Below are 19285 nucleotides of genomic sequence, written 5' to 3'. Positions count from 1 at the left end.
CTCCGTGAAGACAGTACTTTTCAGTGCCTTGGTTACTTGAGGGAAACCATGGGGGCGGAGGACGGGCGTGCGGTCGTGCCGTCGGGCGCGCGGTTGTGCTATGGTGTGCGCGGCGCGCATGCGGAAGACGAAGGAGGCTCGACATGGGGCTGTTCATGACGCTGGAGGACGCGGGGGCCGAAGAGGCGGCGCTGCTGGGCGCGCTGGCGGGAGTGGGCGCGGCGGGCGACGCAGGCCGGCTGCGCGTGTTCGACCTGCACTGCGACACACTCGATAGGCTGGCGTTCCACGGCGACCCGTCGGTGCCGGGCGGGTTCGCGGAGCACGACGCGGGAGTGCCGGCCGCGCGTATGAACACGCTCGCCGACAACGACGCGCACATCTCGCTTGCGCGCACCGCGGGCTTCGCGTGGTGCCAGTGCTTCGCGGCGTTCATCCCCGACGAGGCGCGCGGCGACGAGGCATGGGCGCTGTTCGAGCGCGTGCGGCGCGTGTGGGAGCGCGAGCTGGAGCGGTGCGGCGGCAAGCTGGCGCGGGTGCGCACGATGGCCGAGGCGGACGCGGCGCTCGCGTCGGGCAGGACGGCGGGGCTCTTCACGGTGGAGGGCGCGTCGTTTCTGGAGGACGACGGCACCGCCGAGGATCGCCTGGACGCGCTCGCGGAGGCGGGCGTGCGCATGGTCACGCTCACGTGGAACGGCCCGAACGCGCTGGGGAGCGGCAACGACACGGCCGACGGCCTCACCGGCTTCGGGCGCTCCTGCGTGCGCGAGCTGGAAGGGCGCAACGTCGCCGTGGACGTGTCGCACCTGAACGATGCCGGCTTCAAGGACGTGTGCGCGACTGCGACCCGCCCCTTCGCCGCGTCGCACTCCAACGCGCGCGCCGTGTGCGGTCACCCGCGCAACCTCGCCGACTGGCAGCTGCGCGAGCTGGCCGATGCAGGCGGCGTCGCGGGCCTCAACTTCTGCTGCGACTTCCTGTCCGAGACGCACGCCGACCCCACGCCCGACGACGTGCTGCGTCACGTGGACCACGTGCTGGAAGTGACCGGCGAGGACGTGCTCGCCCTTGGCAGCGACTATGACGGCTGCGACGTCCCCAGCTGGCTCGACCCCAGCGACAAGGTGGGCGCCCTGCACGAACTCATCGCCAGCCGCTTCGGCCGCACGGTGGCCGACAAGGCGTTCTTCGCCAACGCGCGGGCGTTTTTCGCGCGTGTGGAGGGGGCGTAGGCCGTCGTCCTGAGCGAGCGCCCCCGGTTGTCATCCTATGGGAGCGAGCGCCCCCGGTTGTCATCCTATGGGAGCGAGCGCCCCGGTTGTCATCCTGAGCGAGCGTAAGCGAGTCGAAGGATCCCGTGCGGCGCCAGCAGTGACGCTTACTGCTGGCGCCGCACGGGATCCTTCGACTCGCTTACGCTCGCTCAGGATGACATACGGGCTTGCGCGCCTCCCTCGTGGGCGTTCCGTGAACTTCGTTGACGCGAATCCGGTTTCGGACTTAAATGCCACAGGTACGAAATCGGACTTGCGAATCAAATCGACGGAGGAACCGGCATCATGGACGCACGCACGACGCGCGCCAACCGCGAATACAACAACCTGTACCGGCGCAGCAACGAGCTGTACCACCACGTGGCCACGAAGATGGGCCTGTCGGACAGCGCTTTCGACATCCTGTACGCCCTCGACGATTTGGGCGACGGCTGCCTGCAGAAGGACGTGTGCGCGGCGTCGGGCATGACGAAGCAGACGGTGAACACCTCGGTGCACAAGCTTGAGCGCGCGGGCATCGTGGAGCTGCGCATCGAACGCGGGCGGGGCACGCACCTGCACCTGACCGAGGCGGGCCGTGAACTCGTCGAAGCGTGCATTCGGCCCGTCGTGGAAGCCGAGGAGGCCGCCTTCGCCGCCATGTCGCCCGAGGAATGCGAGGAGCTGCTGCGGCTCTCCCGCTCCTACCTGGAGCTTCTGCGCGCGCAGGTGGAAGCGCTCCCGTACCCGGAAGGTTGGTGAGCGTCGTGGCCATCAAGCTGTCGGACCACTTCACCTACGGGCGGCTCGTGCGCTTCGCGCTGCCGTCCATCGCCATGATGATATTCACGTCCATCTACAGCGTGGTGGACGGCCTGTTCGTGTCCAACTTCGCGGGCAAGGAGGCGCTCGCGGCCGTGAACCTGGTGTTCCCGCTGGCCATGGCGCTGGGCTCGGTGGGCTTCATGTTCGGCACCGGCGGTGCGGCCCTCGTGGCCAAGACGATGGGCGAGGGCGACGCCGTGCGCGCGAACCGCCTGTTCAGCTTCATCGCGTTGGCAGCGGTCGTCACCGGGGTCGCGCTCTGCGCCGTGGGCGCGCTCGCGCTCGGGCCGCTCCTGGACGCGCTCGGCGCGGAGGGCGCCCTCAAGGAGCAGGGGCTCGTGTACGGCTTCCTGCTTCTGGGCGCGCTGCCGTTCTTCATCGTGCAGAACGTGTTCCAGAGCTTCTTCATCGCGGCCGAGAAGCCGAAGGTGGGCCTTGCGGTGGTGGTGGCGGCCGGCGTGACGAACATCGTGCTGGACTACCTGTTCATCGGCGTGCTCGGCTGGGGCATCGCGGGCGCGGCGCTGGCCACGGCCACGGGGCAGATCCTGGCCGCGGCCGTGTCCGCGACGTTCTTCGCGCGCAGCAAGACGAGCCGGCTGCGCTTCGCCCGCCCCGAGGTGGACTTCCGGGCGCTGGGCAAGACATGCGTGAACGGCTCGTCGGAGCTGATGACCGAGGTGGCGGCATCGGTGGTAAGCACGCTGTACAACCTGCAGCTCATGAGCCTGGCCGGCGCGGACGGCGTGGCGGCCTACGGCGTGATCATGTACGTGAATTTCATCTTCACGGCGGTGTTCTTCGGCTTCGCCATGGGCACGGGACCCATCGTGAGCTACCACTACGGCGCGAGGAACGAAGGCGAGCTCAAGGGGCTCTTCCGCAAGAGCTTCACGTTGGTGGGCGGAACGGGCCTGGTCATGGTGGTGCTCTCGCAGCTTCTGGCCGCGCCGCTCGTGAACGTGTTCGTGGGCTACGACCCCGCGCTCGTCGCCATGACGCTGCACGGGTTCCGCATCTACGCGCTGTCGTTTCTGGTGTGCGGGTTCAACATCTACGGCTCGGCGTTCTTCACGGCGCTCAACAACGGGAAGGTGTCGGCGCTCATCAGCTTCATGCGCACGCTCGTGTTCGAGACGTCCACGGTCATGCTGCTGCCGCTGGTGTGGGGCATCGACGGCGTATGGAGCGCCATCATCGTCGCCGAGGCCTGCGCGCTGGTGCTGACGGCGTTCTTCCTGGTGTACCTGCGGAAACCGTACGGGTATGCGTAGAAGAGCTCTCTCCATACCGTCGCTCTATGGGGATTGATCAACCCGATGCGCAGTCGCTTTTCATACGTGGCTGCAGTGAGACGCGGGGATTTATCAATCTGGTGCGCAGCCGATGTTGGGGCGCTTACAGGTTCAATCCCTAAGATCCCCAATGACGGCTGCGCACCAGGTTGATGGACTTGCGAGGTGGTCTGCAGCCACAAAGAGGGCGATGACAACGGGAGCTCGCCCTCACTCCTTGCCGGCGAGGCCGTCGCTGAGGGTGGAGGGGATGGTGACCACGGTGCCGCCGGACTTCTTGATGCTCTCGTACAGAAGGTGCAGCGTGCGCACCTTGAGCGCGCTCTCGCTGCCGTCGTAGGCCTCGCTTGACGCGGCCAGCATCTCGGATATCTCCTGCTCGGCGCCGGCCAGCACCAGCCGCGCGTTCTTCTCGCGCTCGGCCTGGGCCTCGAGCGACATGACCTCCTGCAGGTCCTCGGGAATCACGATGTCGCGCACCTTCACCGACAGCACGGCGATGCCCCACGGCTCGCACTCCTGCTCCACCACGGCCTTGATCTCCTTGTCCAGCTGCTCGCGCGAGAGCGCCACCTCGGCCACGCTCATGCGGCCGATGGCGTCGCGCATGGCGGTCTGGGCGGTGTAGAGCACGGCGGCGGGGTAGTTCTCCACCTCCACGCACGCGGCCTTCGGGTCCCAGACCATCCAGAACAGCACGGCGTCGATGTCCACCGGCACGAGGTCGCTCGTCAGCGTCATCTCAGCGCCGAAGGGGGTTGCAACGGTGCGCAGGTCCACGCGGCACGCGGCCTGCTCCACCACGGGGATCATGAACACGAGCCCCGGCCCCGCCACGCGCTTGAACGCGCCGAACCGGCAGATGACCAGGCGCTCCCACTCCATGGCGATGTGGATGGCCTGCGACGCCGCCACGGCCAGCACGAGCGCCGCCACAACGGCGGCGATGTTCAGCACGCCGAAGCCGAAGTACGCTACCGCGAGCACCGCCGCGAACACGACGGCCGCCAGCACGAGCGAGAACACGATGGCTCCGTTGCGCGTCGAGCGCTGGGGCGTGAAGGGCGCGCCCGCCGGCTCCACGAGCGCCGTCCCCGCCTGGATCCGCGCGGCCTGCGGTTGCGCCGCGTCCTTGCGCTTGCCTTTCATGGCTTCCTCACTCTCCGTCGTCCGTGCGGAACCCCTCGAGGGCCCGCTGGAACCGTTTCTCCACGTCGTCCAAGGTCATGCCCAGCTCAAGGCACTGGCGGATGCCCTCGGCGAGCACCGCGTCGCCCGACGAGGCGTCCGGGGCCTCCGCGCCGCCGCGCCGCTCCTCCACGATCGAGCCGCGCCCGCGCTTGAACTGGGGATATCGACGAACACCGTGAAGACCCACGTGCGCCATATCTACGCCAAACTGGATGAAGGGACGTGACGAAGGGACGGGGATATTGTCACATTCTCCAACGGGCAACAGCTTCGACGCTCGTGTGGGAATGTGACAATATCCCCGTCCCTTCGTCACGCCGCCTGTCTCATCGACGCATCTTCGATCCGAAAACACGCCTCGTGCGCTGAGGCGTGTTTTCGGAGCGAAGATAGTGGGGGGTCGGGTTGTCCTACCGGTAGCAGGTGGCGGTCATGCGGGCTATCTGCTTGCCGAGGTCGTCCTCGACGACGACGGTATAGAAGGCCAGGTGGCGGCCCGGCTTATCGCAGACGGCGGTGGCGGTAAGCTTGGCGCCGCGCGTGGCGCGCAGGAAGCTCACGGTGTGGTCGACCGACACGGTGGGCTCTTCGCCGATGTTGCAGGCGATGGCCAGCGCGAAGTCGGCCAGCGTGAAGATGGCGCCGCCCATCACGTTGCCCATGGCGTTTCGGTGCACGTCGGACAGCTCCATCTCGGCCACGGCGCGGTCGCGCTCGCCGGACACGACGCGGCAGCCCGCCGCCTCGGTGGCGAAGCGGTCGGCAGCGAACACGGCGGCTATCTCGTCGCGGGTGGGGTTCTCGGGCAGCATGCTACTTGGCGGGGGTGGCGACGGTTCCGTACAGCTCGAGCCAGTCGCCGTCCTTCACGGTGACGGTCTGCGAGCCGCCGCGGATCACGTACTTCGTGTCGGTGATGGAATCGTCGGAGAACTCGAGGTCCTTCATCACGAAGGCGGCTATCTCGCTTCCGGCAGCGGCTTCGGACTGATCGTTCACGCTGATGGCGTACGTGCCGGCCGGGATGTCGGCGCCTACGCGGTACAGCCCGCTCTGGTAGGGCGCCTCGGCCTTGAAGGCGGCCATGGCCTCGGGGCGCATGCGCAGGCTCTCGTCGGCGCCGAGGAACGCGACGAGGTCGCCCGCCTCAAGATCGGCGAAGTAGTTGCCGAAGTACACGACGGCGTCGTCGAGCCTGTAGGAGTCGGGGCCCTCCTCTTCGAACACGTAGAAGTTCGACTCGGCGTCCTGCCTGCCCTCGAAGAAGTACCGGCCCGGCTCGATGTCCTTGCCCGGCCCCACCTCGAAGACGCCCGACGTGCAGGCTCCGCCCTCCACCGAGCTGGGCAGCTCCTCGCCGAGCGCGCTGGCGATCTGCTCGCGGGTGAACCCGCCCAAGAGGTCGGAGTCGTACGAGCCGGAGCCGTCGTCCGGGTAGGGGATATCGTAATCGTCGGGGTAGTCGTAATCGTAGCGGCTGTCGGAGTTGACGGTGGCGAAGTAGGCGCACGACATGCAGCCGACGAAGCTGAACGCGCCGATCAGAAGCACGAGCAGGCATCCTCCGAGCACCCATGGCCACGCCTTGCGCTTCGGCTGCTGCGGCGGCGCCGGATAGGGCGGCTGCGGGTAGGGTGTGTAGGGCTGCTGGGGATAGGGCGGCTGGCCGTAGCCCGGGTAGGGGGGCTGCTGGGGATAGGGAGGCGGCACCGGCGTTCCGGCGTAGGGCGCAGGCGGCTGCTGCTGCGGCGCCGGCTGGCCCGGCGGCGGCGGGGGCGTCGGGCTCGCGGGCTGCTGCGGGGCCGGCTGGTCGGGGCCGGGCTGGCCGTCGGCGTCGGCGTCGGGGACGGGGCGCTCGGGATCGTTCATGGGTTCTCCTGCCTCTCTGGTTGGGGCCATCTTACCATGACCCGGCCGTCCTACTCTTCGCCCGCTGGACCTTCTCCATCTTCCGGGGGCAGGAAGAGCGCGGCTGTGGCCTCCACGAGCTCGACGGCGCCTTCGGGACATGCTGGGACGCACAGGCCGCAGCCGATGCAGTAGCGCGCGTCGAAGGCGAGCGTCCCGTCGGCCGGATCGGGGCAGCGGGCGCCTGTGGGGCACGCTGCCGCGCAGGCGAGCGCGTTCGCGCAGCGCTCGCAATCGGTGGCCGACACGACCACGGGCACGCGCGCGGCGATGGCCGGATCGCGGTCGATCGCCTCGAGCAGCAGCTGGCGCTTGGGCTGCATCGTCTTCTTCGTGCGCCCTTCGGGCACGAAGTCGTTGAACTGCACGCCGTCGGCGAGGTTGAGGCGCGCCCGGGCCCGGGCGCGCTCCTTGCGCTCGTAGAACTGCTGGAGCACCTCGGAGTTGCGCAGGCGGCGCTTGCCCGTGGCGATGTCGCTCACGTCGCCCACGAGGTTGGCGAACGCGCTGCGCCGGTCCACTCCCGTGGGGTCGGCTAGGTCCTTGACCAGGTTCTCCTTCTCGGGGATCACGCCTGTGTAGCCCACCGTGCGCCCGCTCCACGCCTCGGCAGTCTGAATGGCGTGGGAGTACAGCATCTCCCCCATGTCGCCCGCGCGCCCGCAGTCGGCGCAGTAGGCCAGGTCGGCCGCGATCCTCACGGGCACGTTCTCGGACAGCACGAGCGTCCAGAACTCGGGCGAGAGCATGGCCAGGCACGGCAGCACCACCACGTTGGCCGCCGGCTCGAGGCCGGGGAACACGTTCTCCTTGCAGGTGAGCACCACGTCCTCGCCGCGCAGGGCGATGCGGCGGATGCGCGCGTGCAGATCGTGCATGGTCACGCGCGCCGAGGAGAACGCGTCGCAGATCCCCAGGCAGATGCCGCAGCGCGTGCACGCCTCCTCGTCGATGGTGGGGCGGCCGTCCTCGTCGAACGAGATGGCCGCATGCGGGCAGGCCAGCGCGCAGCGCCCGCACTCCGCGCCGCGCGTGCGCACGCAGAAGTCCCGCAGCACCACGATCTGGTTCGCCCGCGCCTCGCCGGCGCCCCCCCTGTCATCCTGAGCGCAGCCGCCGGAGGGGCCTCCCCCCCTGTCATCCTGAGCGCAGCCGCCGGAGGCGGCGGAGTCGAAGGATCCCTCTTCGGGAGCGCTCTGCGCGACACTCTCTTTCTCAGGGGCCTCAGCCACCGAACACCTCTTCCGTCACTTGGTCGATGCGCGCGAGCACGTCGGCGCGCGGCAGCAGCACGATGCTCTCGAACAGCGGCGGCGACACCATGTTGCCGCACACCGCCACGCGCAGGGGCTGGAACAGGAGCTTCGGCTTGAGCTCCAAGCGCTCGCCCTCGGCGCGGCAGGCCTCCTCGAGGCTCGCGGCCTCCCAGGGGCGGCTCTCGTCGGCGAGCACCGCGCGGCAGGCGCGCAAAGCCTCGTCGGCGCGCGCGCCCTCCTTCTTGAGCACTTTCGCCACGCTCTTCTCGTCGAACTCGGGCACATGCGCGCCCCAGAACAGGAAGGCCAGCTTGGCCGGGATCTCGTCGAGGCGCTGCAGGCGCTCGGCCACGAGGGGGTACATCCCCAGGTAGAACTCGGGCCGCGCGGCCACGTCCTCGGCCGTCGCGCCCAGCTCGAAGAGCCACGGCAGAGAGGCCTGCACCCACGCGCTCGCGCCCATCTCCTTGATGTACTGGCCGTTCATCCAGTCGAGCTTCGTCTCGTCGAACACGGCGTCCTTTTTGGTCACGCGCTCGAGGCTGAACTCGCGGCAGAGGGTCTCGCGGTCGATGAGGGTGGTCTCGCCGTCGAGCGACCAGCCCAGAAGCGCCAGGAAGTTAACCATGGCGTCGGGCAGGTAGCCGCGCTCGCAGAACTCCTCCACGCTCGCCGCGCCGTGGCGCTTCGACAGCTTCTTGCCGTCGGGGCCCAGGATCATCGACAGGTGCGCGAAGGTGGGCACGTCGAACCCGAGCGCCTCGTAGATGAGGATCTGGCGCGGGGTGTTGGACAGGTGGTCGTCGCCGCGGATGACGTGCGTGATGCCCATGTTCGCGTCGTCGCACACCACGGCGAAGTTGTAGGTGGGGCTGCCGTCGGTGCGCACGACGATCATGTCGTCCATCACCTCGGCCGGGAAGCTCACGTGGCCGTACACGGCGTCGTCGAACTCGATGGCGCCGCGGCCCTCGGGCACGCGCAGGCGCCACACGTGCGGCTCGCCGGCCGCGATGCGCGCGGCCGCCTCGGCGGGGTCGAGGTCGCGGCAGGTGCGGTCGTAGCCCGCGTAGCCGCCCTCCTCGGCCTCGGCCTTCGCGCGCTTGGCGTCGAGCGACTCCTTCGTGCAGAAGCAGGGGTAGACGCTGCCGCGCGCCTTCATGCGCTCGAGCGCCTCGGCGTAGGTGCCCGTGCGCTCGGTCTGGAAGTAGGGGCCCGCGTCGCCGCCCACCTCGGGGCCCTCGTCCCAGTTCAGGCCCAGCCACTTCATGGCATTCAAGATGACCTGCACGTTCTCCTCGGTGGAGCGCTCCGGGTCGGTGTCCTCGATGCGCAGGATGAAGTCGCCGCCCATGGCGCGGGCGAACGCCCAGTTGTAGATGGCCGTGCGGGCCCCGCCCACATGCAGGCGGCCGGTGGGGGAAGGTGCGAAGCGCACGCGCACGCGTGCGTCGGGTGTGTTGGTCATGAAGCGATCCTCGCGTCTCGTCGTTTGCCGTACGTGCCCGCGCTGCGGGCATCTGCCAGTATAGACAATCCCCCCGAGCGGGCAAGCAGCGCCCCCGCCATCCCCACCAAGAATCCGAGAGTCCCGGGAGGAGGGGAGGGCGACTTGGGGAGGCGGCGTCGGCGGCGTCCCGCTTTTGCGATGTTGGGCGTTCTCGCGTCGATTTTGCAAAGTCGTCGAGTTATGCGCCCTTGCGCGCGGCTGAAAGGGGCGTCGTGGTTCGATACGGAAGGCGGTCTACAAGAAAACCCCAGGTCGGATTTCGGCCTTCTTCGAGAATCGCTTCGCGAGCGTCCCTCGGAGGGTGCATAACTCGAGCACATTGCAATTTCGGGACGTTTCCGGAGACGCGAGGGTGCAGAACTCGCGCACATTGCACGCGAGGGCCGTTATGCGCTGCGGAGCTGTGCTCCTCAGGCGGCTCGGCGGCGCAGGCGCGCGCCGATGGCGATGGCCAGCGCGGACAGCAGGGCGGTGGTCGCGAGCCAGACGGCGCCCATCCCCATCCAGAACGCGGGCGGGTACATGGTGATGAGCAGCGACTCCCACGAGAACGTCCACGTGCCGTCGGCGAAGAACAGCGAGTGGAACGCCGCGAAGAACCCGTTGAAGTCGATGACCACCCACGCCGCGAGCAGCGCGAACACCACGAGCACGGCCGCGCCTGCCGCCAGGAGCACGCTGCTGAGCGCCCGCCGTCCCACGCGGATGCCCACGTGCGCGGCCGCCGCCACGGCCAGCACGGCGATGACGATGAGCGCGAGGCGCGCGGCCACGACCACCCGGAACACGTCGTCCAAGTGCGAGAGCGCGTCGCCCGTGAGCGTGTAGGCGTCGGGCGCGGCGGCCAGCTCCTCGTCGGTCGCGTCGGCGAAGCGCGTGCCCGCGTTCGCGTTGATGTCGTGGAGCATGGCGAACACGGCCTCGCGGTCGTTCGACCCCACCGTGTAGTCGCGCGTGACCACGGCGGCGCACACGAGGTCGTCGTGCGAGAACGGCGTGCCCGGATTGTCCTGCCCCGAGAACGCGCTCGCCAGCGCCTCGGTGGTCTGCGGCAGCCCCGCGCACACGGCGAACCCGGCGGCCACGAACGTGACGGCAAGCGTCACCGTCGCCACGAGGGCAGCCGCCGCGTCGAGCACGCGCCAGAGCCCCGAGCGTTTCCCGTCTCCCATGTTCGAATCCCTCTCTCAGCGGCCGTGCGCCCCCGCGCGACGGCCGCGGCTTCGTCGCTAGTCCCGATCCACCCAGATGGTGGCGGCCGTCATGCCCTGCATCTGCTTCGAGATGGTGGGCAGGGGCCCCAGCCGGCTGAACACGCCGGTGAACTCGCCGTCGTAGAGGTACAGGCCGTTCAGGTTGTTGTACAGCTTGGGCTCGCGGGAAACCTCGTCGTCGGCCAGCTGGTCGATGCCCGCATCCGGCGGCAGCGTCTCGGTTTTGAACGGCCTGATGTAGCGCTGCACGATGAACGGGAAGCCCGCGCGGCCGTTCGCGAAGCGGTCGATGAGCTCCTCCCATTCCTCCTGCGAAACCGCCTCGCCGGCGTACACGTCGTCGGCCCCGTAGTGGTCGGTGGGCTTGATGATCCACTCGCAGCGGTTCTCGCGGATCTGCGGGAGGTTGATGTAGTCCTCGTCCAGAAACGCGGTCAGGGGCACCGTCTCCTCGATGAACGAGATCTCGTCGGCGTCCAGAAACGCCGTGGTGCGCTCGTCGAACAGCGCTTTGAAGATCTGCTTGTCGTGCACGATGTGCCCGGCGAAGCTGCCGATGAGCGCCACCTTCTGCGCGCGAACGGCCTCGATGAGCTGCTGCGACGCGTCCCAGTGGTCGATGACGTCGTTGGTGACGCACCGGCGCCACACGGCGTCCACGCGCCCGCCCTCGGCGTCGCGCAAGACCTCGCCGTCGAAGGAGAGGTCGCGCACGTCGGCCACGACGCATTCAACGCCGCGGTCGCGGAACAGGTCGGCGTAGATGTGGAACTCGTCCACCACGCCGTTCTCCAGGTAGTCGCAGATGGCGATGCGCGGGCTCTCCACGCGGCGCTCGTAGGTGGAATAGATGCGCAGGAAGGCGTCCACCCAGCTCTCGAACAGCTCGCAGCCCTCCACATGATGGCGGCGCGCGAACTCCTTGAACGTGGCGGACTGGGCCACCGAGGCCGTGATCTCACGGTTCTCGTTCATGCCCGACGAGCCGTCGCCGTTGAACTCGCAGAACTTCATGCGGTAGTCGTCCTCGTCGAGGAAGGTGTCCACGCGCGCGAACGGCAGCACGGAGTCGTAGCCGCGCGGCAGCAGGATGAGCTCCTCGAGGCGCGGGTCGAAATCGAACACGCGGCGGTACTCCGGGTCGTCCAGGTAGCGCTCGATGACCTTGACGAGGATGCGGTGGGCCGTCTCGGCGGTGTCCTTCATCGTGCGGTAGGTCTCGGCGTTGAACAGGCGCGGCACGAACGAGCAGGCCACCACGCGGTGGTGCACGATGGCGGTTGACTGCTGCATGTAGCCGTAGGCGGCGCGGCGTCCTTCGATGTCGCCGCCGAGCTCGTCCATGATGGCGAAATACTCGCGGGTGTAGTCTGCGTTCGTGGGCATGGCGGTCCTTTCGGCGGCCCGCCTCCGGGCTCGCGGAGGGCCGGGGCGGGAGGTTCGTTTTCGACGGAAAAGTGTAGCATGAGCCGCCGGTCGCGACTGAGGAGGTTGCCGTATCGCCACACGAACGGCGGGGAGGCGGAACCTGGGTGCAAGGGGAGGGCGAGGGCAAAGGCAGTCTGCACGAAAACTGCGTCTGTGCGAGCTGTTAGCTTTGTCTAACTCCAATTGTGCCGGATGCGTTCGACGTTTCACCTGATCGCGTGAAACCGATAGCGGCGCAATCCGAGTTAGCCCAAGGAAACAGCTCGCACAGACGCAATTTTCACGCAAATGCGAAGGTCCGTTTCGCCAATCCGGTTGGCATGCGCCCGCCGCTTCGCGGGGATTGCGCGCATGCGGGGTTTTCGCTATTGCGCGAATGCTGCTTTCGGGGTACCCTTTGCGAGGTTTCACGGGGTTCGCGGCCGCTTGCGCGGTTCCCGTTTTATCAAGAGTCGGGGGAGAGAGTTGGCTCTGAGATCCCGACACCAACCTGGCGAATACGCCAAGGTGGTCCGGCCTACAACGATGAAGGAGGAACTTTCCATGGCCGAAGAACGCTCATCGTACCTGTTCACGTCCGAGTCCGTCACCGAGGGGCATCCCGACAAGGTGTGCGACCAGATATCGGACGCTATCCTGGACGCCATCCTGGCCAAGGAGATCGAGCTCGCGAAATCCGGCTACGTGGCCCCCGACGGCCACCCGGCCGACCCCGCGCAGGTGCGCGTGGCGTGCGAGACTATGGCCACCACCGGCATGGTCATCGTCACCGGCGAGATCCGCACGCAGGCCTACGTGGACGTGCCCGCCATCGTGCGCGAGGTGCTGCGCGAGATCGGCTACGACCGCGCGAAGTACGGCTTCGACTGCGACACCTGCGGCGTGCTCAACGCCATCCACGACCAGTCGCCGGACATCGCGCAGGGCGTCGACGAGAGCTGGGAGGCCCAGCACGGCCTGGCCGCCGAGGACGACCCCTACGAGCGCATCGGCGCGGGCGACCAGGGCATGATGTTCGGCTACGCGTGCGACGAGACGTCCACGCTCATGCCGATGCCGGTGTATCTGGCCCATCGCCTGGCCGAGCGCCTGACCGAGGTGCGCAAGGACGGCACCATGCCCGCCCTGCGCCCCGACGGCAAGACCCAGGTGTCCGTGCGCTACGAGGACGGGCGTCCCGTGCACGTGGAGAAGGTGGTCGTGTCCACGCAGCACGCCGAGGACATCGAGCACGAGGCGCTGCGCGCCCAGATCATCGAGAAAGTGGTGGAGCCCGTGCTCGCGCGCGAAGGCGTGGAGCTGGCGCCCGACGCCGAGATCCACGTGAACCCCACCGGCCGCTTCGTCATCGGCGGGCCCATGGGCGACGCGGGCCTCACCGGCCGCAAGATCATCGTGGACACCTACGGCGGCATGGGCCGCCACGGCGGCGGCGCGTTCTCCGGCAAGGACTGCACGAAGGTGGACCGCTCGGCAGCCTACGCCGCTCGCTGGGTGGCGAAGAACGTGGTGGCCGCGGGGCTCGCGCGCCGCTGCGAGGTGCAGGTGGCCTACGCCATCGGCATGGCGAAGCCCGTTTCGGTGATGATCGACACCTTCGGCACGAACGAGGTGCCCGAGGCCGACATCCGGGCCGCCATCGACGCGGTGTTCGACCTGCGTCCCGGCGCCATCATCGACGAGCTCGACCTGCGCCGCCCCATCTACCAGAAGACGGCCGCCTACGGCCACTTCGGCCGCGAGCTTCCCGAGTTCACCTGGGAGCGCACCGATCGCGCTGACGCGCTGCGGAAAGCGTGCGGCCTGGCGTAGGCGCCGTTCGCGTGCGAGCAGGAGATCGAGCCGCCCGCCGGAAGACCCGGCGGGCGACTTCATTTTTCCCGCTTTCGATTTTTATAGGTACATTCGTTCGTTTTGTGGTATACTGCCTTCATCGAAATAGAGCCAGTGCGGACGCTTCCTTCGGGATGCCCATAGATGGCGGCGATCTCCGCGCCGCCCGTACCACGTCCGCAAGATCCTCTGAACAACGGAGTCTGCCCCTAGGGCCGCCAACGCGCGGCTGCGGCCGCGTGCGCGGTGGGGGCGGAAAAGGAGGACGTTCATGGAGAGGGAGAGGTTCATCGGCGAGGGCTTGTCTTGTCATATCAAGCGCGCAGTTGCTTTTCAGAGCAGTTGCAACTATAATCTAGTTGCAAAATGAGGTGCCGCCATGACGAGAGTAGAGAAGCTTGTCGAACGGCTCATGTCCCGTCCTCGAACGTTTCGCTTCGACGATGCGGTTCGGGTCATGTCGTGGCACGGATTCGAACTCGACGAAAAAGGCAAGACGTCGGGATCGCGCGTACGATTCTATCGGGAGAGCGACGGGCGCATTCTGCTGATGCACATGCCGCATCCAAGCGGGGAGCTGAAAGCGGCGGCAGTGCGCGAGATGGCATCGTTCCTCGAAGACGTTGGAAGGAGGTGACTATGGGAAACTCCCTCAAATACAAAGGCTATACGGCGCTCGTCTCCTTCGATGCCGAAGGCGGCTACCTGTATGGCACGGTTTCGGGCATTCGCGACAAGATCTATTTTGAAGGCGATAACGCCCGGGAGATCGCGACGTCGTTCCACGAGGCGGTGGACGACTACCTTGCGTTCTGCATCGAGAAGGGCAAGTCCCCTGAAAAACCCTTCAAGGGATCGTTCAACGTTCGCGTGGGTCCTGAATTGCACGAGCGCGCCTTTTTGAAAGCAGCCGAGAAGGGCGAGTCCCTGAACCAGTTCGTCGTCGGGGCGATAGCGGCAGCGGTCTGAAACTCGCAAAATTGTCACGAACATCTGTTCATGTTTGTGATATACTGCTTGTAATGAAAAGAGCCAGTGCGGACGCTTCCCAACGGGATGCCCATAGATGGCGGCGATCTCCGCGCCGCCCGTACCACGTCCGCAAGATCCTCTGAACAACGGAGTCTGCCTTGGGGGCCGCTGTCGTGCGGCTGCGGCCGCGTGCGCGGTGGGGGCGGAAAAGGAGGACGACCATGGAGCGGTACGATATCGAGAAGCGCAAGCTGACGCTGGACGATCTGGCGCACGTCGACGAGGAGAGCGGCGTCGAGTACTGGTTCGCGCGCGACATCATGGGGTTTCTGGGATACACCCAATGGCGGAACTTCGAGGCTGCGGTGAAAAAGGCGATGATTTCCGCCGAAAGCAGCAAAACCGCAGGTGAACATCATTTTGCTGGCGTCAGCAAAATGATCGAGGCAGGAAAGGGGGCAACGCGTGAAGTAAGGGACTACAAGCTCACGCGCTACGCCTGCTACCTCATCGCGCAGAACGGCGACCCGCGCAAGGAGGAGATCGCCTTCGCGCAGAGCTACTTCGCGCTGCAGACGCGCAAGCAGGAGCTCATCGAGGAGCGCATGAAAGCTCTTGCGCGCATCGCGATCCGAGGGCAGCTAACCGAGGCTGAGAAGGAGCTCTCGCGCATCGCCTATGAGCGAGGCGTCGACGCGGGATTTCCTGCGTCGGAGGGTTAGGCCGGCCCGGGCGGCGCGCGGGCGTGCGCTATACTTGACGACATGAAACTCGCATCGGTCATCCTGGACATACCCACGCAGGCGCTCGACGCGCCCTACACCTACGCCGTGCCCGACGACGCGGGCGACGGGCAGCTCATCGAGGTGGGCTGCGCCGTGCTCGTGCCGTTGGGCGGGCGGCGGGCGGTGGGCTTCGTCGTCGGCATCGACGAGCGCGAGGAAGGTGACTGGCCCGAGGGCTTCGACCCCTCCAAGCTCAAGGCTATCGTGCGTGCGGTGAGCAGGCCGTACTTCGACGAGGAGGGCGCGGCGTGCGCGCAGTGGCTCTCTGAGCGCTACATCGCGCCCCTGTCGTCGTGCGTGCGCCTGTTCACCCCTCCCGGCGGCGTGCCGCGCATGGTGCGCTCGCGCGAGGGCTACTGGCGCCTCGAGGAGCCGGCCGTGGGCGAGGTGGACGATCGCTGGGTGGTGCCGGGCCCTGCCTTCGGCGGGTTCGAGCCGCGCAAGAACGCCGTCAAGCAGGCCTCCATCGTGGCTGCCCTCGGCGCGGGGGAGCTGCGCGTGGCTGAGCTCGCCGCCGAGTTCGGCTCCGTGGCCTCCAGCCTGAAGACGCTCGAGAAGCAGGGCGTCGTGCGCATCGAGCTGCGCCGCAGGATGCGCGGCATGGCCGAGGATCCATCCGACCGCGGATCGTTCACGCCCTCGCCGAAGCCCCCGCTCACGGCGGGGCAGGCTGCGGCGCTTGAGGCCATCGACGGCGCGCGCCGTCGCGGCGCGGGCGAGGTGGTGGTGGTGGACGGCGTCACGGGCTCGGGCAAGACGGAGGTGTACCTCCAGGCCATCGAGGCCGCGCTCGACGCCGGGCGCACGGCGTGCGTGCTCGTGCCGGAGATCTCGCTCACTCCGCAGACGGTGGGCCGGTTCCGCGGGCGCTTCGGCGACACGGTGGCCGTCATGCACTCGCGCATGGGCCAGGGCGAGCGCTACGACCAGTGGGACTTCATCCGCTCGGGCGCGGCGCGCGTGGTGGTGGGGGCCCGAAGCGCGCTTTTCACCCCCCTCAAGAACCTAGGGCTCGTCATCATCGACGAGGAGCACGAGGGCTCCTACAAGCAGGACAGCGCCCCGCGCTACCATGCGCGCGACGTGGCCGTGTGGATGGCGCGCCGCGCCGGCGCGGCGGTGGCGCTCGGCTCGGCGACGCCCTCCATCGAGAGCCTGCACGCGTGCGCGAAGGACCCCGCCTGGCACCAGGTGGCGCTTCCCGAGCGCGCGAACGGCAAGCCCCTTCCCGAGGTGCGGGTGGTGGACATGGCCAAGGAGTTCGCAGGAGGCTCGCGCTCCATGTTCTCGGGCGCGCTCTCCCGCGCGCTCGCCGAGGAGCTCTCTGCCGGCCGCAAGGCGGTGCTCCTGCTCAACCAGCGCGGGTTCGCGAAGTTTCTGCTGTGCCGCGAGTGCGGGTTCGTGCCCGAGTGCCCGTCGTGCTCGACCTCGCTCACCTACCACGAGCGCGGCAGCTTCCTCATCTGCCACCACTGCGGCCACCGCGTGCCCGCGCCGCCCGTCTGCCCGGAATGCGGCAGCCCCTACCTCAAGAAGTTCGGCGCGGGCACCCAGCGCGTCGAGGCCGAGCTGCGCGTGCTCCTCGACGAGACGCCGGGCGTCGGCCCGGGCGTGCCCATCGTGCGCATGGACGCCGACACCACCAGCGGCAAGGGCGCGCACCAGCGCCTCTTGGAGGAGTTCGCCGCGGCGGACGCGGCCGTGCTCCTCGGCACGCAGATGATCGCGAAGGGCCTCGACTTCGAGGACGTCACGCTCGTGGGCGTCATCAACGCCGACACCATGCTGAAGCTGCCCGACTACCGCGCCGCCGAGCGCACGTTCGACCTGATCGAGCAGGTGGCGGGCCGCGCCGGGCGCGCCGAGCTGGCGGGGCGCGTGCTCGTGCAGACCTACGAGGCCGACGCGCCCTCCATCCGCGCCGCGGCCTCCTACAACCGGGCGCTCTTCCTGCGCGACGAGCTGCCCAAGCGCCGCCTTCTGGGATATCCGCCCTACGTGCGCATGGCCAACGTGCTCGTGTGGGGCAAAGACGAGCCGGAGGTGCGCCGCGTGGCGGCCGAGATGCACGAGGCGCTCGCGCGCGCCGTGCGCGACTTCGGCGGCGCGGGATGGACGGTGCTTCCCGCCACGCCCTGCGTGCTGGCGAAGCTGCGCGGCACGTACCGCTGGCACGTGGTGGTGAAGTGCCCGCCGCAGACCGACCTCTCGCGCGTCCTGCTGCCGCTGTTCCGCCATCGCAAGCCCGAGCGCGACGTCAACGTGGCGGTGGACGTCGACCCCGACGACCTGCTGTAGCGCGGCCGCGCTCAGGGCAGGCGCACGGTGCCCAGCGTGAGAAGCTCGCTCTCGGCGGCGGCCGGCGCGCCGGTGAGCCCTCCCACGAAGCGCTCGAGCGCGATGCCCACGGCCTCCCACCAGGCGGGGGCGGCCACGTCCTCGGCCGCTACGAGGTCCGTCTCCCACACGGCCTCGCCTCCGCGCCGAAACGCGAGGCGCCCCACGACATCGCCCGCGCGCACGTCGCCGCTCACCTCGAAGAACGTCGCCTCCTGCTCGATGCGGGGGCCCTCGGAGGGAAGCTCGACGATCTTGCCGGGCTCAGCCACGGTGGCGGGGACGGTGCGCCGCGGCCAGTCGGCGTGCGCGACGAGGGCCACGAGCGGATAGGCGCCCCGCTCGCCGCCTATCTCGGCCTCCACCGTGCGCGCCGTCGCCACCAGCTGGAACCGCGCCGTCCGCGCGCGCCGCTCGGCCTCGGCGGCCTCCTCCCGTTCGCGCTCCCGCGACTCCTCGAGCTCCCGCGCCGCGGCCGCGGCCTCGCCGCCGCGCCCGATCGCCCAATCGAGCAGCGCCGCCTCGTCGGCGAACCGCTGGGCCTTCGACGACGACCCCAGCACCGCGACGTAGTATTCCCGGCCGTCCCGGACGGCGGCGCCCGCCGCGCAGGGGCCCGCCGCCAGGGTGTAGCCGGTCTTCGCCGCGCACGCCCCCTCGTAGGACTTCAGGAGCTCGTCGGTGTTCGCGAGGCTCACCGTCGCCTCCGCGCCGCCGCGCATGACGCGGATATCCGTCTGCGAGAAGCCGATGCTCGCACGCACGAGGTCGGACTCCATCGCCCGGCGCAGCGTCTCCGCCACGTCGCGCGCGCAGCTGGCCTGGCCCTGCGCCCACTGGTCGAAGTCGAGCCCGTGCGGGTTCGCGAACACGGTGGCCTCGAGCCCCCACTCGGCGGCCTTCGCGTTCATGGCGTCGACGAACGTGGCTTGGGCCTCCTCCGGCCCGGCGCCGGGCTGCCCCGCGTCGGCGAGGATGAGCCCTCCGGCCGCCTCCGCGATGGCGATGGCTGCGTCGTTTCCCGATGCCGTGAGCAGGGCCTTGAGCGCGTCGTCGAAGCTGAGCACGTCGCCGGCCAGAAGCCCCGCGCTCGACTCGCCCACAGAGGCCGCCGTGGGCGTGACCGTCACCGCGTCGTCGGCGGCGAGGTGCTCGGCCGCCACGGCCGCGGTCATGATCTTCGTGAGCGAGGCGATCTGCGCGGGCTCGCGCGCGGCCCGCCCGAACAGCACCCGCCCCTCGTCGTCAACGACGGCCGCGCAGGAGGCGTCGATGGCGGGCAGGTCCTCCTCCGCCAAGCCGAGCTCCTCGGGCGAGAAGCCGAGCGTCTCGTCGCCCTCGGCCGCGAGCGCCGGCGCCGCGCGCCAAAGGGCCAGGCCCGCGGCGAGCGCCAGGCAGACGACCGCGGCTGCGGCGCGGCGCGCGAGCGGCTTCGGTCGGCGCAGGGACATGGCGGCTCCTCTCTTCGTTCGGCT

17 protein-coding genes and 1 riboswitch are annotated in these 19285 nt (G+C 68.7%); of the genes, 8 read left to right on the top strand and 9 right to left on the bottom strand.

Annotation, left to right across the window (positions count from 1 at the left end; all coding sequences use genetic code 11):
- Positions 1-143 precede the first annotated feature (143 nt).
- The 3 genes from FX134_RS04110 (at position 144) to FX134_RS04100 (ending at position 3355) form a co-directional block, all read left to right on the top strand.
- The gene (locus tag FX134_RS04110; protein ID WP_080797984.1) at positions 144-1235 is read left to right on the top strand and encodes a dipeptidase; all 1092 of its coding nucleotides are present in this window, start codon (positions 144-146) and stop codon (positions 1233-1235) included.
- Positions 1236-1562: 327 nt separating this feature from the next.
- Positions 1563-2018 (top strand): MarR family winged helix-turn-helix transcriptional regulator, encoded by a 456-nt coding sequence (locus FX134_RS04105; RefSeq protein WP_080797981.1) that lies wholly within the window; start codon positions 1563-1565, stop codon positions 2016-2018.
- Positions 2019-2023: 5 nt separating this feature from the next.
- Positions 2024-3355 (top strand): MATE family efflux transporter, encoded by a 1332-nt coding sequence (locus tag FX134_RS04100; protein WP_232050834.1) that lies wholly within the window; start codon positions 2024-2026, stop codon positions 3353-3355.
- Positions 3356-3586: 231 nt separating this feature from the next.
- On the opposite strand, the gene FX134_RS04095 is transcribed toward FX134_RS04100, so the two are convergent.
- From FX134_RS04095 to FX134_RS04060, 8 genes are all read right to left on the bottom strand, one after another.
- Positions 3587-4525: a slipin family protein gene (locus FX134_RS04095; RefSeq protein WP_080797974.1), complete on the bottom strand. Its 939-nt coding sequence runs from the start codon at positions 4523-4525 to the stop codon at positions 3587-3589.
- A 7-nt stretch (positions 4526-4532) separates the two neighbouring features.
- Entirely contained in the window at positions 4533-4763 is a 231-nt protein-coding gene (locus FX134_RS04090; protein ID WP_143412131.1) for a hypothetical protein, read from the bottom strand.
- 214 nt (positions 4764-4977) lie between these two features.
- A complete protein-coding gene (locus FX134_RS04085; protein WP_080797972.1) occupies positions 4978-5379 on the bottom strand; it encodes a PaaI family thioesterase in 402 nt (133 codons plus the stop codon).
- Position 5380: 1 nt separating this feature from the next.
- Positions 5381-6436, bottom strand: coding sequence for a hypothetical protein (locus tag FX134_RS04080; RefSeq protein WP_080797969.1), 1056 nt, complete (start codon positions 6434-6436; stop codon positions 5381-5383).
- A 50-nt stretch (positions 6437-6486) separates the two neighbouring features.
- Positions 6487-7707 (bottom strand): 4Fe-4S dicluster domain-containing protein, encoded by a 1221-nt coding sequence (locus tag FX134_RS04075; RefSeq protein WP_232050833.1) that lies wholly within the window; start codon positions 7705-7707, stop codon positions 6487-6489.
- Entirely contained in the window at positions 7700-9199 is a 1500-nt protein-coding gene (gltX, locus tag FX134_RS04070; RefSeq protein WP_080797967.1) for a glutamate--tRNA ligase, read from the bottom strand. Before gltX ends, FX134_RS04075 begins: the two co-directional genes overlap by 8 nt.
- 452 nt (positions 9200-9651) lie before the next feature.
- A complete protein-coding gene (locus FX134_RS04065; protein ID WP_080797964.1) occupies positions 9652-10413 on the bottom strand; it encodes a lipoprotein intramolecular transacylase Lit in 762 nt (253 codons plus the stop codon).
- Between the two features lie 57 nt (positions 10414-10470).
- A complete protein-coding gene (locus FX134_RS04060) occupies positions 10471-11841 on the bottom strand; it encodes an ATP-grasp domain-containing protein (protein ID WP_080797960.1) in 1371 nt (456 codons plus the stop codon).
- A gap of 481 nt (positions 11842-12322) precedes the next feature.
- Positions 12323-12415, top strand: a riboswitch (SAM riboswitch).
- An 11-nt stretch (positions 12416-12426) separates the two neighbouring features.
- Here FX134_RS04060 and metK point away from each other — a divergent pair.
- The 5 genes from metK (at position 12427) to priA (ending at position 17771) form a co-directional block, all read left to right on the top strand.
- Positions 12427-13695, top strand: coding sequence for a methionine adenosyltransferase (metK, locus tag FX134_RS04055; RefSeq protein WP_080797957.1), 1269 nt, complete (start codon positions 12427-12429; stop codon positions 13693-13695).
- Positions 13696-14095: 400 nt separating this feature from the next.
- Entirely contained in the window at positions 14096-14353 is a 258-nt protein-coding gene (locus FX134_RS04050; protein ID WP_080797949.1) for a type II toxin-antitoxin system HicA family toxin, read from the top strand.
- A gap of 2 nt (positions 14354-14355) precedes the next feature.
- Positions 14356-14685 (top strand): type II toxin-antitoxin system HicB family antitoxin, encoded by a 330-nt coding sequence (locus FX134_RS04045; RefSeq protein WP_080797948.1) that lies wholly within the window; start codon positions 14356-14358, stop codon positions 14683-14685.
- A gap of 224 nt (positions 14686-14909) precedes the next feature.
- Entirely contained in the window at positions 14910-15410 is a 501-nt protein-coding gene (locus FX134_RS04040; protein WP_080797945.1) for a BRO family protein, read from the top strand.
- A 42-nt stretch (positions 15411-15452) separates the two neighbouring features.
- Positions 15453-17771 carry a replication restart helicase PriA gene (gene priA / locus FX134_RS04035; protein ID WP_080797943.1) on the top strand — a complete coding sequence of 773 codons (2319 nt, stop codon included), beginning with the start codon at positions 15453-15455 and terminating at the stop codon, positions 17769-17771.
- A gap of 11 nt (positions 17772-17782) precedes the next feature.
- Here priA and FX134_RS04030 read toward each other — a convergent pair whose 3' ends face one another.
- A complete protein-coding gene (locus tag FX134_RS04030; RefSeq protein WP_080797940.1) occupies positions 17783-19261 on the bottom strand; it encodes a D-alanyl-D-alanine carboxypeptidase family protein in 1479 nt (492 codons plus the stop codon).
- Positions 19262-19285 lie beyond the last annotated feature (24 nt).

Source organism: Arabiibacter massiliensis (assembly GCF_902386925.1).
In the GTDB taxonomy this organism is placed as follows: Bacteria; Actinomycetota; Coriobacteriia; order Coriobacteriales; family Eggerthellaceae; genus Arabiibacter; species Arabiibacter massiliensis.
This window is presented reverse-complemented; position numbering and strand designations above follow the sequence as displayed.

Coding starts and splice junctions, on each gene's coding strand:
- FX134_RS04030 (WP_080797940.1), bottom strand. CDS start 19,261: ATGTCCCTGCGCCGACCGAAGCCGCTCGCGCGCCGCGCCGCAGCCGCG.
- metK (WP_080797957.1), top strand. CDS start 12,427: ATGGCCGAAGAACGCTCATCGTACCTGTTCACGTCCGAGTCCGTCACC.
- FX134_RS04040 (WP_080797945.1), top strand. CDS start 14,910: ATGGAGCGGTACGATATCGAGAAGCGCAAGCTGACGCTGGACGATCTG.
- gltX (WP_080797967.1), bottom strand. CDS start 9,199: ATGACCAACACACCCGACGCACGCGTGCGCGTGCGCTTCGCACCTTCC.
- FX134_RS04065 (WP_080797964.1), bottom strand. CDS start 10,413: ATGGGAGACGGGAAACGCTCGGGGCTCTGGCGCGTGCTCGACGCGGCG.
- FX134_RS04110 (WP_080797984.1), top strand. CDS start 144: ATGGGGCTGTTCATGACGCTGGAGGACGCGGGGGCCGAAGAGGCGGCG.
- FX134_RS04085 (WP_080797972.1), bottom strand. CDS start 5,379: ATGCTGCCCGAGAACCCCACCCGCGACGAGATAGCCGCCGTGTTCGCT.
- FX134_RS04045 (WP_080797948.1), top strand. CDS start 14,356: ATGGGAAACTCCCTCAAATACAAAGGCTATACGGCGCTCGTCTCCTTC.
- priA (WP_080797943.1), top strand. CDS start 15,453: ATGAAACTCGCATCGGTCATCCTGGACATACCCACGCAGGCGCTCGAC.
- FX134_RS04090 (WP_143412131.1), bottom strand. CDS start 4,763: ATGGCGCACGTGGGTCTTCACGGTGTTCGTCGATATCCCCAGTTCAAG.
- FX134_RS04080 (WP_080797969.1), bottom strand. CDS start 6,436: ATGAACGATCCCGAGCGCCCCGTCCCCGACGCCGACGCCGACGGCCAG.
- FX134_RS04095 (WP_080797974.1), bottom strand. CDS start 4,525: ATGAAAGGCAAGCGCAAGGACGCGGCGCAACCGCAGGCCGCGCGGATC.
- FX134_RS04105 (WP_080797981.1), top strand. CDS start 1,563: ATGGACGCACGCACGACGCGCGCCAACCGCGAATACAACAACCTGTAC.
- FX134_RS04060 (WP_080797960.1), bottom strand. CDS start 11,841: ATGCCCACGAACGCAGACTACACCCGCGAGTATTTCGCCATCATGGAC.
- FX134_RS04050 (WP_080797949.1), top strand. CDS start 14,096: ATGACGAGAGTAGAGAAGCTTGTCGAACGGCTCATGTCCCGTCCTCGA.